This window comes from Streptomyces neyagawaensis (assembly GCF_023516595.1).
GTDB lineage: Bacteria > Actinomycetota > Actinomycetes > Streptomycetales > Streptomycetaceae > Streptomyces > Streptomyces neyagawaensis.
Genome location: NZ_JAMGBG010000041.1, coordinates 44,084 through 58,816, shown reverse-complemented (window position 1 = coordinate 58,816; position 14,733 = coordinate 44,084). Strand labels below are relative to the sequence as shown.

Genomic DNA, 14,733 nt, shown 5'->3' with positions numbered 1-14,733 from the left:
CCCCCGCTCGCCACCGGCGGGCCGGCCCCCGCTCCCCCCGCCGGCGTCCCCACCCCCGGGGCTCGTCCCCAGCACCCCGGCGGTCTCCCCCGTCGGGGCCTCGCAGGCCGGGACCACGCGGACCATCACTCGGATGTCGTGGCCGTCCCGGTGGCGGGCGGTGAGGATGCCGGACCAGCCGCCGCGGGCGCGGTGCGTGTCGGCCAAGTGGGCGATGCGGGCGCCGTCCTCGGGGTTCAGGAGCGTACGGACGCTGCGGCCCAGGATCTCGGCGGCCGGGTACCCGAAGAGCCGCTCGGCGTCCCGGGTCCAGCTCGTCACGATCCCGTCCGCGTCGATGAGCAGCGGCGCGGCGTCGGCCACGTCGAAGCGCTGACGGGTGACTGCACTGTCCCTGTCGGTCCCCACGGCGACCCTCTCTGTCGCTGAGACGCCCTCTGAACCCATTATTCACCTTGTGTGATCGCGAACAGGCCAACTTGTGACGGCCCGATTCACCCGGCGTCGCACCACAGCGCGCGGACAGCCGCGGCACAGGAGCCGGGCTGCGACCCGCACGGCGCCGGATCGGGCGGGAACGGGACGAAGTCGTACGCGCGAACGCCACCGAGCCGAGGGCGCCTCCGCCCCCGCCCCCGCCGACCGTGCGGCCGTACGCCGGTAATGCGCCCCCGTACGCCCCCTGCGCTCCTGCGTGTCGAGCCGACCGCCCCCTCCGCGAGAGGGGGGCGGAGGGGGCGGTCGGCCCAGTTCAGGGACGCGGTGCGGGCGTCAGCAGTCGCGGAACTCCGGCGACTGGTTGAGGATCTGCGACCGCAGCGACGTGAACTTCCTGTACGTCGCCCCGCCGCGCGCCTCCGCCGGGAACACCGCCACCCGGTGGCAGTTCTGGAAGGCGAGCGCCACCCCGAAGTGCCGCTCCAGGCTGCCCCTGATCGCGTCGCTGGACAGCGCCCGCAGCAGCTGCCCGCGCTCCTTCTCCGACGGCGGGGGTGTCTGGTTGTCGGCGAACTCCGTGCTGCCCGCGTGCAGTTCACCGACGAGGGAGGCGATCAGGTCGTACGCGTACGGCAGCGACGTACGCACCGTCTCCACGAACTCCTCCTCCCGCACCTCGCCCTTCTCTGCGTCGGCGAGCAACTGCGGGGAGACGTCGAGCGACATGGCTGTTCCTGTTCTTGTTCTTGTTCTGTGGGCGTGCGGGGGGAGAGAGGAGAGAGAGGGGGAGAGAGCGGCTGGCGGCTTGGGTTCGGTCAGGTGCGTGCCGTGGGCCTCGTCAGGGCCTCCGGGCCGTGGCGGAACTCCGGGTCCACCTGGGCCGAGAGGTCGTGGCCGGTCGCCGCGTTCGCCCAGGCCGCCGCGTTGCGGAGGTGGAACTCGACGGCGTGCCGCTGGAAGGTGGCCCAGTCCTTCGTGCGGGCGTCGACGGCGGCCTTGAGCGCGTCGAGGGTCCGCCGGTTGTGGGGCTCCAACTCGCCGTGCTCGCGGCCCTGTTCCTGTGCGCGGACATAGGAGGACTGCACGCAGTGCGCGAGCAGGTCGTCGCCGACGTGCTCCTTGAGGAAGAGGAGGTCGTCCTCGCCGGTGACCTTGTTGCCGACGACGGCGACCGGGATGCCGAACTCGGCGGCGTGCTCCTGGTACTGCCGGTACACCGACACGCTCTTCCGGGTCGGCTCCACGACCAGGAACGTCATGTCGAACCGGGTGAACAGCCCGGAGGCGAAGGCGTCGGCGCCGGCGGTCATGTCGACGACGACGTACTCGCCGGGGCCGTCGACGAGGTGGTTGAGGTACAGCTCCACCGCGCCGAGCTTGGAGTGGTAGCAGGCGACACCGAGGTCGCTCTCGTCGAAGGCGCCGGTGACCATCAGCGGGACACCGTCGACCTCGCGGACGTGCGTGCCGTGGACCTCGTCGTCGCCGAGCAGCCGCAGCAGACGCGAACCCCGGCCGGGCGGCGTCGTCTTGACCATGGCCTCACGGGAGACGATCCGCGGGTTGTCGCCGCGCAGGTGGTCCTTGATCTCACCGGTGCGGGAGCTGAGCGGCGGGGCGCCGAACGTCTCGTCCTCGTCGAGGCCGAGCGCGTGCGCCAGATGCTGGTTGATGTCCCCGTCGATCGCCACGAGCGGGGCGCCGCTCCGGGCGAGATGGCGGGCGAAGAGCGCGGACAGCGTCGTCTTGCCGCTGCCGCCCTTCCCTACGAAGGCGACACGCACGGACGGCCACCCCGTTCGGCGGAGCGTGCGACGGACACGGCACCGCAAATGAAAATGGATGTCATGAACGTAGAGTCGGGAGCGGCTCGGACGTTGTCAAATTCCGCCACGCCGCTCCCCCGTCGGGTGGCACGCGTTGGTGAAGACTTTGCGCGCCGGTGGGCAGCCGGCGGGGGGTTCATGGGGAGCCCGTGGCACCACCGGAGTGCGGGATTCCCCATGTGTCCCGAATGTGTGCCCTCCGTGCGCACATCTCCGCACGGGCCCAAGTGACCTCCCATTTCCCGAGGTTGACAGCCCCTACTCGGTGGTAAACGATGTGCTCACTCTGTGGCTCATGCGACCAGTGGGCCCGGTGTCTCTTCGACGACCTCACACCCCGGCACGGCCCCGGTGACCCCGGTGCTGCCCTGTGCCGTCGTGCGCCCGCTGCCGTGCCCGGGGTCTCGCACCGCCAAGCTCGAGAATGGGATCTGCATGTCCATAGCGAGACGTGTCACCATGCGCCGTCTGCTCGGCACGGGCGCAGCCGCCCTCGCCCTGACCGCCGCCGCCTCCGGCTCCGCCTGGGCCACCGGCCCCGGCGGCGACGGCTGGGGTGAGAAGAGCTACGCCCCCGGCCAGGGCGCGGGCACGGCCACCGAGACCGACCGCTGCGAGTTCTCCCTGGACGGCGTGAAGTTCGCCGACTGGGTCAAGCTCGACGACCAGAACCTCAAGCCCACCGAGGACGGCAAGGTCCACATCACGGTCCGCGCCGCCGCCGACGCCACGACCTGCACGGTCTCCCTGGCCTCCTACCTCGCCCACGGCCCGACCTTCGCCACCTCCGGCGAGCAGGTCTTCGTCGACTTCGACACCGTCACGGTGAAGCGGGGCGGCACGGACACCCTGGACATCGCGGTCCCGGACGCGGGCTGCTACGCCCAGATCGACCTCTACCGCGGCAAGGTGAAGTTCGACGGCAAGCTGGACGCGGCCGACGGCTTCGAGCACGGCGACGTCCCCAAGGGCCCCGACCGTCCGGTCATCAAGGACAAGCTGATCGCGGCCTGGAACGGCGGCTCGAAGTACTGCGAGCCCACCGAGGAGCAGCCCCCGGCGGAGGAGGAGAAGCCCCCGGCCGACGAGAAGCCGCCCACGGACGAGAAGCCGCCGACCGACGAGAAGCCCCCGACGGACGAGAAGCCCCCGGCGGACGACAACCCGTCGCCCTCCGAGTCCCCGAAGACCCCGGCGGACACCCCCGACTCCACCCCCAGCCCCAACGGCGGCTCCGGCGACCTCGCCGAGACCGGTGGCGGCAACGCGATCCCGCTCGCGCTCGGCGCGGCCGGCCTGGTCGCGGCGGGCGGTGTCATCTTCGTGGTGACGCGCCGCAAGTCGGCGGGCCGCACGGGCGCCTGAGCCCCGGCCTGCCGGCGGCCCGCGGACCGTCCGTCATGCGTGACGCGGTGACGTCCGACGGCGCCCGGCCCCTTCCGCCCGGAGGGGGCCGGGCGCCCGGCGTTCAGCGCACGTCGACGTAGTCGCCGCCCGCCTTGGCGGTGGAGGTCGTACTGGTGCCGGTGAAGGTCCAGCGCCAGTAGCCGTCGGCGGTGGGGTGGACCGTGGTCCTCAGGGCGCCGCCGGCGCCGCTGGTCACCTTCTTCACGGTCTTGTACGTGGAGGTGCCCGCCTCGCGGAACTGGAGGTTCACCGAACGGCCGGAGTAACCGGCGTACGTGCGGGCCTTCCAGTCGGCGCGGCTCAGCTTGCCGGTCACGGTGAGCGGCGCGTTCCTGCCCACCGGTTCGGGGCCCGCGTCCGCCGTCAGCCTGGCGAGTCGGCGCACGGTGAAGGTTCCGGCCCGGTCCGAGTCGAACCAGTCCCCGTCCTTCGCGGTCGCATTGGTCTCGACGTACCAGTGGTCGTCGGCCGCGTCGTTGCTGGAGACATTGCTCGTGTCGACCGTCCAGGAGCCGGTGCAGGTGGAGGTCGTGGCGGTCTTCGCGGCGCAGGTGAGACCGCGGTCCGACGACCTGTAGACGTAGCCCGACAGCGTCACGCGCAGCTTCATCTCCTTGATCCCGGAGTCGTCCTGCGCCGTGACGCTCACCTTGAAGGTCTTGGGCGACTTGGGCCCCAGCGCGAGTTCGGCCCCGCCGTTGACGACGACATCGGTGATCGTCGTGTCCCCGTAGCCGGCGGCGTGGGAAGCCGGGGTCAGGAGGGCCGACAGGGTCAGGGCGCCGGTGAAGACGGCGGCTATCGAACGGATGCGCACGTGCGTGGTACCCCCACATCGGTCGTCCGTCCGCCGAGGCCCGGCGGACAGCTCGGGCCCCAACCGTCCCAGCAGAACCGGGCGATGAGAGGGAAATCACCCGAAACGACCGTCCGTCCGGCCCTGATGTAGTACGCGTCGGCGCCGGCGCGGTGTCACGGTGGAGTCCATCGCCGGGGCACCGGCACGACAGACGTACCGACGGAGGGCCCCCAGCCGTGCAGCACGACCGAGGACCGGGCCCCGTGACCCACGCGGCGCCACGCGTGCGGGCGCACGCCGCGGCGTCCCCCGAGGAGCGTCCCGCCCGGCCGGCGCGTCCCGCCCGGTCGGCGCGTGCGCCGCGACCGCTCGCGGCGCAGCTGCTCACCTTCGCCGTGATCGGCGTGCTCAACACGGCCACCTACTACGGCCTCTACCTGCTCCTCCTGGCCGTCGTCCCCTATCTGACCGCCCACCTGGTCGCCTTCGCGCTCAGCATGACGGGCTCCTTCTTCCTCAACGCCCGGTTCACCTACCGCACCCGCCCGACGCTCCGGAAGTTCCTGCTCTTCCCGCTGGGCAACGCCACGAACTTCCTGATCACCACCGCGGGCGTCTATGTCGTCGTCGACGTGCTCCACCAGGGCCATCGCCTCGCCCCGCTCCTCGTGTCCGGGGTGGCGGTCCCGGTGACGTTCCTCGTCTCCCGCACCATCATGTCGCCGGGCCCGCGCTGAGCGTTCCGGCACCCGTATACGTACGGAAGGGGAGCCCACGCGGCAGGAAGCAGACCGGTACCAAGCACGCGGAACGGAGTACGGCACGTGGTGAGGAAGCTGACGCGCGAAGTCACGCTGGCGGCCGGCCTGGCGGTGCTGCCCCTGGTGGCGGGGTGCGGCGGCGGTGACGGGGACAGGTCCGCCAAGAAGGCGGCGGACGACGCCGGCAGGGTGGCCGAGGTGGTGGCCCCCGCCAAGGTCGAGGTGCTCGCCTCGCTCACCGGGTGCGAGGTCAAGATCCGCACCGAGGCGGAGGAGCTCCGCGAGGGCGTCTGCCACACCAAGGCCGGCGACTACCTCATCACCACGTTCCCCAAGGAGGAACTCCTCCAGGTCTGGCTGGACTCCGCCGCCATCTACGGCGGCAAGAAGCTGGTCGGCCCGCGCTGGGCCATCTCCGCGAAGGAGGAGGTGCTGGAGCCGCTGCGGAAGAAGGTCGGCGGCACGGTCAAGGACCTGAGCACCTACGGCAGGACGGGCGGCCCGGGTCCGAGCGCGTCGTGACCGCGGCTCACCGGCCGTCCCGGCCCGGCGCGTCCGACGGCCGGTAGTCGCTGATGTCGTACACCGCCTCGTCGTCGATCGCGTCCTCGTCCCAGTCCACGGAGATACGCGTGGGCCGGCCGTCCGCCGTGTGGTCGACGTCCACCACGTCGGCGTCCTCGCCCCTGGCCGCGTCCGCCTCCGCCAGCAGCTGCCCGATGGTAGGCACCCGGCCGTCGGCCTCCCGTGCCACGCGCCGTGAGTCCTCGTCGGTCCCGACGGCCTTCGTCACCTTCCCGTCCACCACGGTCACCTCGAACGTCCCGAGCAGGGACCGCTCGCCCTCGCTCGACGTGAGCGTGTACGTGTAGGAGGCGGGCTCCCGCCACGTCGGCCGCGTGGACGCCGCCCCCGAGGACGACCCGGCCGACTCGCTCCCGCACGCTGCCACCACCCCCGACACCCCCACGGCCAGGACGACCGCGACCGGCCTGCTGATACGCGTCTTCGACATGGAGAGCCCCCTTGGTGAGTCGTTCCCCCCTGTGACGGGGCGGGGACGGGAAACGTTCGCTCCGCCCCCGGTGCGCCGAACGTTTCTGCCGCTTCCTCCGTCCCAGGGGGGACAGCGGCCGCGCGGGCGGCCGCCCCGGGGGCCGGAGGGACGTATGGACAGGCGGATGAGGGCGCGAGTGGGTACCTCCGCGGCCGGTGCCGTGCTCGCGCTGGCGGCGTTGCAGGGGTCGAGTGCGGGGGCGCAGACCGTGGAGGACGTGTCGTCACCGGCGACGGAGTGCCGGGGCACTCGGCCGGAGGGCAGTCTCGCGGGACACGGCAGCCCCGAGGACACCCCGCTGGAGCGAACGCTGAACCACCTGGACAGGCTGACCCAGGGCCGCTACGCCGACGTCTTCACCGGCTTGGAGGTCGACGAGGAGGGCTCCGGCGTGAGCATCTACCGCATGCCCTCAGCGTCCCTCGACGCAGCCGTCTGCTCCACCGCCGAGAAGGGCGTCACGGTCCGGCTGTACGACACGGACGTCAACGAGGCCGACCTCACCGCCCTGGCCGACCGCATCAGCGAGGACATGACCCGCTGGGACGGCACCTTCCAGCTCCGCGAGGTCGGACAGGACGGCAGGGGGCACGTCCTCGTCGGCGTCGACGACCCCGAGACGGCCGAACCGATCCTCCGGGCGGCCTTCGGCGAGCGGAACGCCCGGTACATCAGAGTGGAGTACGCGCCCCAGGCGGAGCTGCTCTGAGGGGCCGTCGGCCACCGGTTCGCGGGGCCCGCGAAGATCCGCTATGGTGGTGCACGAGCCGCTCACCGGATCACCGGAAAAGCACTCAATGCGTTGGTCGTCTAAGGAAAGACGCCCCACTTCCTGTGGGGAAATGCAGGTGCAAGGCCTGCCCGGCGCTCCACTACGAGCCCCGTCCCGCGGTCAGCGGGACGGGGCTCGTGCCGTTCACGGCCCTTCTACTCGGTGGCCGTCCACTTCCGCGCGGCCCCCGTCGCCGCGTCCACGTCCCGCAGCGGCCGCAGCCGGTAGGTGTAGGCGTAGTCGCGGTCGGCGAACAGCTTGTACTCGTCGTGCGTGTGGGCGCCCCAGCTGTTGTCGCCGCCCACCCCCATCTGGCGGTGGTTGACGCGCAGGACGACGGCGTCACGGGGCGTCAGCTGGTAGTCGTGGCGCACACCCGAGGAGAGGTCCTCCGGGGTGAAGTGCGACGCGTTGACCTCCAGCAGGGAGCCGGGCTCGGCGGAGACGAGGAGACCGGCACCAGCACGGTCGGTGAGCGCGGCCCAGCGGACGTCGGTCTTGTTGCCGTTCTCCTGGGGGCGGATGTACGGCGTCCACTGCCCGGCGACCGAACCCGAATAGCGGCCGACGTCGGTGGCGTCGTTGCGGTCCCAGTGGTTCTCCTCCGGCCCCCGGCCGTAGTAGTGCAGCCGGTCCAGCCGGCGGGGCAACAGGAGCAGGGTGCCCACCTCCGGGATGTACGGCAGGGACGACGCCCCCGGGTGCAGGGTGTTGTCGACCTTGATCTCCCCGTTCCCGAACACCGTGTACGTGGTCGTGTACGTCGACTCGGTGGCCGTCGGCAGGGTGCCGCCGACCTTCACCTGAACGGCCCTGTCGGTGCCGAGGACCCGTACCGTCACATCCGTCACCTTGCGCCGGGCGCCCGCGTCCCGCCAGGTCTGGTTGCGGGTGTGGTGGCCGTTGCCCCGGTCGTTGTCCGTCGGCGCCCGCCAGAAGTTCGGCACGGCACCGGAGTCGAGGAGCCGGGTGCCGTGCGCCTCGTACGAGGTGAGCAGGCCGTCGGCCTTGTCGACGGTCACGGAGAAGTTCCGGCCCCTGACGATGACCTTCCCGGCGGTCTCCTCGTGGCGCAGGGCCGGCACGCTCGCCAGCCGGGTGGGCTTCACCGCGGGGACCGCGGCCTTGACAGGCAGCTGCTGCTTGGCCACCTCGAAGCCCGCCTTCGCCCAAGGGGTGGGTTCCCTGGTGGTGAAGGAGAGCTGGAGGAAGTACTCGGTGCCGGGCGCCGGGGAGGACGGCAGACGGAAGGGGACGGTGATGTCCTTGCTGGAGAGCGGGGCGACGTTCAGCTGGGTCCGGGTGAGGCGGCCGTGCTGGACCACCTCGCCGTCGGCCACCAGTGACCAGTGGCCGTCGTAGGACCGCAAGTTGGTGAACAGGTTTTCGTTGGTGAGGGTGACCGCCGCTCCCTGGGCGAGGGTGCCGCCGGACGCCGGGGCCGCGTTGATGGCCTGATAGATCTGCTTGACCTCGGCGGACTTCCCGGTGAGGCGGCGGTCGGCGGTGAGGATGCCGTCCGCGACGAAGGCGCCGTCGTTGGGGTTGTCGCCCCAGTCACCGCCGTACGCGAGGAACGTGCGCTCCTTCGGCTTCTTCTCCGTCACCCTCACGGTGGCCGCGTCGAACCAGAAGCGCACCCCCTCGTCCTCCGGGCCCCGCCCGTCGGAGGCCAGCTCCGCCGCGCTGAGGGCCCGTGCGTACACCCGGGCCCGCCGTATCGTCCCGTTGAACTCCCGCGTCGGGTTGTCCACATCGGTGGCGAGCGTCAGCGGCGCGGTGTTGCTGCCGGGGCGCCGCGTGGTGGTGCGGGTCGCCTTCGCCTCGCCGTCGACGTACAGGGTGAGGGAACCGGCGTCCGCGTCGAAGACGCCCGCGACATGGTGCTCGCGCCCGGTCCAGCCCTCGTCCGGCACGTTCCAGCTCGCGCTGACCCACTGGCCGCCGCCGTGGATGAAGAACTCGACGCTCCGGTTCGTCTGCTTCAGCGCGTACTGCGTGTCGCCCTTGGCGAGGATCGGCTGGTGGCTGAAGGGGACGTGCGGGGTGAACCACGCCTCCAGGGTCAGCGACCCCGTCAGGTCCACGGCATCGTCACGCTCGAAGGCGGTCGCGCCGAAGACGCCCTTGTCGCGGTCGAAGCGCCCGGCGGCGGTGAGGAGTTCGCCCTTCAGGCCGTTCGGCCCGGAGTCCGTGAAGATCTTCCGCACCGGCACCGGCGTCGTCAGTGACTGGTCGATGAAGTCCCAGATCCAGCCGCCCTGGAGGACGTCGTAGCGGCGTACGAGGTCCCAGTACTTCTTGAAGTTGCCGGTCGAGTTCCCCATGGAGTGCGAGTACTCGATCATCACGTACGGGCGGGTGTCCGAGGTGTCCTTCGCGCGCTGCTCGACCCGCTGCGGGCTGTCGTACATCTCCGACCTGATCTGGCTGATCGTCGGCCGGTCGTCGCCCTCGTACTGGACGACGCGTGTCGGGTCGTAGGAGCGGATCCAGTCGTGCATGGCGACGAAGGTGCTGCCGCCGCCCGCCTCGTTGCCGAGGGACCAGATGACGACCGAGGCGTGGTTCTTGTCGCGGTGCACCATGGCCTGGGCGCGGGCCACGCACGCCTTCGTCCAGTCGGCGTGGTTGCCCGGGTACTGGTCGCGGATGCCGTGCGTCTCCAGGTTCGTCTCGTCGACGAGGTACAGCCCGTACTCGTCGGCCAGCTCCAGCCACAGCGGGTTGTTGGGGTAGTGGGAGGTGCGGATCGTGTTGATGTTCAACCGCTTGGCGAGCCGCATGTCCCGCTCCAGGTCGGCGCGGGTCAGCGCCATGCCCCGGTCCGGGTGCATCTCGTGCCGGTTGGTGCCCCGGAACGACACCGGCTTGCCGTTGATCCGCATCAGCCCGTCCTTCAGGGCGAACTCGCGCAGACCTACGCGGTGCGACAGCGTCTCGACGACCTTGCCGCGCGCGTCCCGCAGCCGCAGCACCGCCGTGTAGAGGGTCGGCCGCTCTGCCGACCAGAGCACCGGGTCCGGCACCGCCTTGCTCGCGCTGACGGTGACGTCCTCGCCGGCCGGGGCCGCGGACAGATCGACCGGCCGCACGAGGGGCCGCGACCAGACGGCGTGCCCGCGCGCGTCGTAGAGCTGCGTCTCCACGGAGTACGCGCCCTTGCCGGTGCCCTTTCCGTAGGCGCGGACGCTCGCCGTGACCGACAGGTCGGCGGCCTTGTAGCCGTCGCGGATCGGGGTGTCCAGCTTGAAGTCGCGCAGGTGCACGGCCGGGGTGTTGAAGAGGTAGACCGAGCGGAAGATGCCGCTCAGCCGGATCATGTCCTGGTCCTCCAGCCAGTCGCCGTCCGAGTAGCGGTACACCTCGACGGCGATCTGGTTGGTCCCCGGCCTCAGATGATCGGTGATGTCGTACTCGGCCGGGTCGTACGAGTCCTCGTGGTAGCCGACCAGCTCGCCGTTGATCCACACGTAGTGCGCCGACTTGACGCCCTCGAAGTGGAGGAAGGTCCGGCGGCCGTCCGCCGTCCAGTTCTTCGGGAGTGTGAACCGGCGCCGGTACTGCCCGATCGGGTTGTACCGGGTCGGCGCGGCCGGTGGCTGCGCCTCCTCGCCGAGACCGTTCGGGCCCCACCACGGGTAGGTGATGTTGACGTAGATCGGGAAGTCGTAGCCGTGGTTCTGCCAGCAGGACGGCACGGGGATGGTGTCCCAGCCGCTGTCGTCGACGTCGGTGCGGTAGAAGTCCTCGTCCCGGTCGTCCGGCCGGTCCGCGTACGCGAACTTCCACCGGCCGTCGAGGCTGAGACGGTACGGGGAGTCGGTGCGGTCGGCCTTGAGGGCCTGTCTGACGTCCGCGTACGGCATGAGGGTCGTGTGGGGCGGCTCGGCGCCGACCTGGAACAGGGCGATGTCGCCGTTCCACTCGGTGCCGTCGACCGTGACCGCGGCCGCGGTGGTGGCCGTGGTGGTGGCGGCCCCCGTCGTCGCGGTGCGGGCCGCGGCCCGGGCGACGCTGTCGGGCATGGCGAGGCCGCCGAGGAGCACGGCGCCGCCCTCCAGGAGACGGCGGCGGCTGACTGCGGGGCGCGCGGACGGGTCCGCGTGGGCGCCAGGGTGCGGGTGCTGCATGACCGGGGCCTTCCTCGTGACGACTTGGGGGAGTGCGCGTACTGAGGACCGTCGGTTGCTGTCCGTTGTTGTTGAAAAACCGCGCTCACAGTAGGACTTCGAACAGAAGTGGAGCAATGAGTCTGTCGGACTCTGTGTGGTCCTGGGGGTGAGTGGGGTGGGGGAGGGTGCGGTGGAGGGGGAGGAAAGAGCGAGGTGATGGGGCGGCACCCGTGCGGGTGGGTCCGGCGGGTGTCGCCGGGGCGGGGGGCCGTCGCGCCGTTACGGTGCCCGGATGGTGGCAGGTCTGGCGTTGGCGCTGTGCGCTGCGGTGTGCATGGGTACGGCGACGGTGTTCCAGGCGCTGGGGTCGAGACGGACGGCGAAGGCCGACACCGGGGCGACCACGGACGCCGGTGCCGGTGCAGGTTCCGGTGGTGGGGCGCGGGGGCGGTGGGGGACGGTCGTGGCGGTGCTGCGGGGGTGGCCATTCCTGCTCGGGGCCGGGCTGGACACGGCCGGGTTCGGGGCGCAGGTGGGGGCGTTGCTGCTGGTGCCGCTGTTCCTGGTCGAGGCGGCGGTCGCGGCGTCCCTGGCGATCACGGCGGTCGTCGGGACGTTCGTCCTCGGGCTGCGGCTGAGGCGCGGCGAGTGGACGGCCGTGGCGGTGGTGTGTCTGGGACTCGCCACGCTGGCCGTGTCGGCGGGCCGCGAGGGTGACGGCGACGGTGACGAGGCGCTGCGGGTGACGGCGCTGGCGGTGTCGCTGCTGGTGGTGGCGCTCGGCTGGTTCGTGGGCGGACGGCTGCGGCGGGGCCGGGCCGTCGTCCTGGGCGCCGCGGCGGGCATCAGCTTCGGGCTGACCGCGACCGCCGTCCGGCTGCTGCCGGAGCTGTCCGTGCCCGCCGTCCTGGCCGAGCCCGTGGCGTACGCCGTGGTCGTCTCCGGTCTCGGCGGCTATCTCCTGCTCGTCCAGGCCCTCCAGTCCGGCTCCGTCACGGCGGCCACGGCGGCGATGGTGATCTGCGAGACCGTCTGGCCGGGCCTGTTCGGGGTGCTGTGGCTCGGCGACACCACCCGGCACGGGTACGGCGCCCTGGCGGCCGCCGGGTTCGTGGCGTGTGTGGCAGGGGGCGTGGCGCTGGCCCGGTTCGGGGAGGCGGAGGACGCGGTGCCGCGGCAGCAGGCTGACGGTCCGTCATGACAGATGTCACGGCACCTCTGTGAAGGTGATCGTCCAGAGGATGGATGTGACCCTCACCGGTCCCGGCGACACTCAGGACATCGAGAGCCGTAAACGGGGAGGAACAGCCATGCGTATCAAGCGACTTGTGGGCTCAGCCGTGGGGACCACCCTGCTGCTGTTCACCGCCGTGCCCACGGCGTCCGCCGACGGCACCGCCGCGGCCCCCACCCGGTCCGCCGCCCGTGACGCCCTGGATCGCACCGCGCTGCGCGGCACGCTCGACGCCTTCCACGAGGCGGGCATGTACGGCGCGTACTCCGCCGTGCGCGAGGGCCGCGACCGCTGGAAGGGCGCCTCCGGACTCGCCGACGTGGACACCGGCCGCAAGGTCACCCCGAACATGCGGCACCGCATCGGCAGCATCAGCAAGACGTTCACCGCGGTGGCGATCCTCCAGCAGGTGGAGAAGGGGCGGATCAGCCTCGACGCCCCGGTCACCCGGTATGTGCCGGACCTCTTCCCCGGCGCCGACCGGCAGCGCGGTGACGCGATCACCGTCCGGATGCTGCTCAACCACACCAGCCACCTCGGCGACTACGTCCTCGGCGCCTTCCCCTCCCTCGCCCGCAACTCCACCGCCAGCATCGACGAGCACCGCTTCCGCACGATACGGCCACGGGAACTCGTCCGCCTGGGCCTCGCCGCGCCCGCCACCGGCAGCCCCGGCGCGCAGCCCGGCTCGTACTCCAACACCAACTACGTCGTCGCCGGCCTCATCCTGGAGAAGGTCACGGGTCAGACGGCGGCCACGTACCTCACCCGCCACGTCTTCGACCGCGCCGGGCTGCACCACACCGCGTTCCCGCGCACCCCGTACATCAAGGGTCCGCATTCGAAGATGTACGAGTCGTTCTTCGGCCTCATCGACCCGCCGCGCGACTACAGCGTCTACGACATGTCCTGGGGCTACACCGCCGGCGCCCTCACCTCCACGATGGACGACCTCAACCGCTTCTACGCCAAGCTGCTCACCGGGAAGCTGATCGGCCGGGCCTCCCTGGCGGAGATGAAGCGCACGGTCCCGGTGAGCGTCGGCCCCGGCGTCGCCATCGACTACGGCCTCGGCATCTACACCCTGGACTTCCCCGGCTGCGGCCGCTTCTGGGGCCACGACGGCGGGGTGTTCGGCGCCGGAACGATCAGCCTCACCCGCGCCGACGGCGAACGCCAGCTCAGCCTGGGCTTCAACCTGATGAAGTACCAGCGCCTGAACGAGGAGGGCACGGAGCTGGAGCCCAGCCCGATCGACGAGGCGCTCAACGTCCATCTCTCGACGGCGCTGTGCGACACGCCGGGGGCGGACGCCGGGGCCGGGGCGGGTACGGGATCGGGCACGGGTTCGGGCACGGGTGAGGAGGCGGGCACGGAGTCGAAGCCGTCGAAGCCGTCGAAGCCGTCGGGGTCGTCGGGGTCGTCGTCCGGGGTGGCGGGCGGGGAGCGGGTGCTTCCCGACGGGCTGGTCGGCGTGGACCTCTCCACCGGGGGTCAGGTGGTGAGCCCGGCCGCTCCCGTCCCGAACTGACGCCTTCCGGGGGGTGGGTAGGCTGATCCGCCCACGCCTCACCGGGAGAGTGCCGCCTTGCCCACCTTCGTCATCTTCGACCTGGAGTTCACGACCTGGCCGGGGGCCGCCGCGCAGGACTGGTCGGCTCCCGGCCAGCTCCGCGAGATCGTGCAGATCGGGGCGCTGCGGCTGGACGAGCGGTACGCGGTGGTGGAGCAGTACGAGACGCTGGTCCGCCCGGTGGCGAACCCCGAGCTGTCCCCCTTCTTCACCGAACTCACCGGCATCGACCAGGAGTCGGTGGACCGGGACGGCGTGCCCCCGGCCGAGGCCCTCAGCGACTTCCTGGCCTTCTGCCAGGGCCGGTCCGTCCTCTCGTACGGCAACGACATGCTGGTCCTCGGCGAGAACATCGGCTGGGCCCGCTCCCGGGGGGAGCACATCAAGCACACGCCCCTCACCCCCGGCTTCCTCAACATCCGCCCGTGGGTCAACACGGTCGCCCCGGTGACGGCGGGCATCAACTCGGGCCGCCTGTGGGAGGTGCTGGGCCTGCCGCGCCCGGCCTCCGAGGGCGCGGAACACTCGGCACTCTTCGACTGCCACTCGATCGCGGCGGCACTGCGACACCTGGCGGGGGCGGGGGCCGCACTGCCAGTCGGGCTGCTGTAGGGGGCGGTCGGGGGGCTCGGCTGGGCGGCCGGGGCATTACCCGGCGGGTAATCGACGCCTCCGGGGGCCGGCTGACAGGCTCTCCGTACGGGGGCCGACGGCGGGACCAGCGGACCCCCGGGCCTGCGGAGGACCGGAC

General features: G+C 71.6%; 12 protein-coding genes and 1 pseudogene. 7 read left to right on the top strand and 6 right to left on the bottom strand.

Annotated features, from left to right (window positions below):
- Positions 1-123: 123 nt before the first annotated feature.
- The 3 genes and pseudogenes from M8J73_RS18985 to M8J73_RS18975 form a co-directional block, all read right to left on the bottom strand.
- Positions 124-447, bottom strand: a pseudogene (locus M8J73_RS18985) (PAS domain S-box protein); the annotation flags it as partial.
- A 324-nt stretch (positions 448-771) separates the two neighbouring features.
- Positions 772-1,164 carry an SCO5389 family protein gene (locus M8J73_RS18980; RefSeq protein ID WP_249828844.1) on the bottom strand — a complete coding sequence of 131 codons (393 nt, stop codon included), beginning with the start codon at positions 1,162-1,164 and terminating at the stop codon, positions 772-774.
- An 89-nt stretch (positions 1,165-1,253) separates the two neighbouring features.
- Entirely contained in the window at positions 1,254-2,222 is a 969-nt protein-coding gene (locus tag M8J73_RS18975) for an ATP-binding protein (RefSeq protein WP_055540184.1), read from the bottom strand.
- Between the two features lie 477 nt (positions 2,223-2,699).
- On the opposite strand from M8J73_RS18975, the gene M8J73_RS18970 reads away from it, so the two are divergent.
- Complete coding sequence (locus M8J73_RS18970) at positions 2,700-3,629, top strand: LAVTG motif-containing sortase-dependent surface protein (RefSeq protein WP_249828843.1); 930 nt, start codon at positions 2,700-2,702, stop codon at positions 3,627-3,629.
- 103 nt (positions 3,630-3,732) lie between these two features.
- On the opposite strand, the gene M8J73_RS18965 is transcribed toward M8J73_RS18970, so the two are convergent.
- Positions 3,733-4,488, bottom strand: a complete 756-nt coding sequence (locus M8J73_RS18965; RefSeq protein ID WP_063799166.1) for a hypothetical protein — start codon at positions 4,486-4,488, stop codon at positions 3,733-3,735.
- A 362-nt stretch (positions 4,489-4,850) separates the two neighbouring features.
- Here M8J73_RS18965 and M8J73_RS18960 point away from each other — a divergent pair, with 362 nt between their 5' ends.
- Together M8J73_RS18960 and M8J73_RS18955 are read left to right on the top strand one after the other, a co-directional pair.
- Positions 4,851-5,207 (top strand): GtrA family protein, encoded by a 357-nt coding sequence (locus M8J73_RS18960; RefSeq protein ID WP_055537479.1) that lies wholly within the window; start codon positions 4,851-4,853, stop codon positions 5,205-5,207.
- A gap of 90 nt (positions 5,208-5,297) precedes the next feature.
- Positions 5,298-5,753, top strand: a complete 456-nt coding sequence (locus M8J73_RS18955; protein WP_308408352.1) for a hypothetical protein — start codon at positions 5,298-5,300, stop codon at positions 5,751-5,753.
- A 7-nt stretch (positions 5,754-5,760) separates the two neighbouring features.
- Here the strand turns inward: M8J73_RS18955 and M8J73_RS18950 are convergent, their stop codons facing one another.
- Positions 5,761-6,246 (bottom strand): DUF6174 domain-containing protein, encoded by a 486-nt coding sequence (locus tag M8J73_RS18950; protein WP_063799167.1) that lies wholly within the window; start codon positions 6,244-6,246, stop codon positions 5,761-5,763.
- 178 nt (positions 6,247-6,424) lie between these two features.
- Between M8J73_RS18950 and M8J73_RS18945 the strand changes: the two genes are divergently transcribed.
- Entirely contained in the window at positions 6,425-6,997 is a 573-nt protein-coding gene (locus M8J73_RS18945; RefSeq protein ID WP_240501059.1) for a hypothetical protein, read from the top strand.
- 218 nt (positions 6,998-7,215) lie between these two features.
- Here the strand turns inward: M8J73_RS18945 and M8J73_RS18940 are convergent, their stop codons facing one another.
- Positions 7,216-11,193 carry a glycoside hydrolase family 2 TIM barrel-domain containing protein gene (locus M8J73_RS18940; protein ID WP_055537477.1) on the bottom strand — a complete coding sequence of 1,326 codons (3,978 nt, stop codon included), beginning with the start codon at positions 11,191-11,193 and terminating at the stop codon, positions 7,216-7,218.
- Positions 11,194-11,467: 274 nt separating this feature from the next.
- On the opposite strand from M8J73_RS18940, the gene M8J73_RS18935 reads away from it, so the two are divergent.
- The 3 genes from M8J73_RS18935 to M8J73_RS18925 all read left to right on the top strand — a co-directional run bounded on the left by M8J73_RS18935 (position 11,468) and on the right by M8J73_RS18925 (position 14,594).
- Positions 11,468-12,376 carry a DMT family transporter gene (locus M8J73_RS18935; RefSeq protein WP_249828842.1) on the top strand — a complete coding sequence of 303 codons (909 nt, stop codon included), beginning with the start codon at positions 11,468-11,470 and terminating at the stop codon, positions 12,374-12,376.
- 109 nt (positions 12,377-12,485) lie between these two features.
- The gene (locus tag M8J73_RS18930; RefSeq protein ID WP_249828841.1) at positions 12,486-13,940 is read left to right on the top strand and encodes a serine hydrolase domain-containing protein; all 1,455 of its coding nucleotides are present in this window, start codon (positions 12,486-12,488) and stop codon (positions 13,938-13,940) included.
- Positions 13,941-13,997: 57 nt separating this feature from the next.
- Entirely contained in the window at positions 13,998-14,594 is a 597-nt protein-coding gene (locus M8J73_RS18925; protein ID WP_249828840.1) for a 3'-5' exonuclease, read from the top strand.
- Positions 14,595-14,733: the final 139 nt, after the last annotated feature.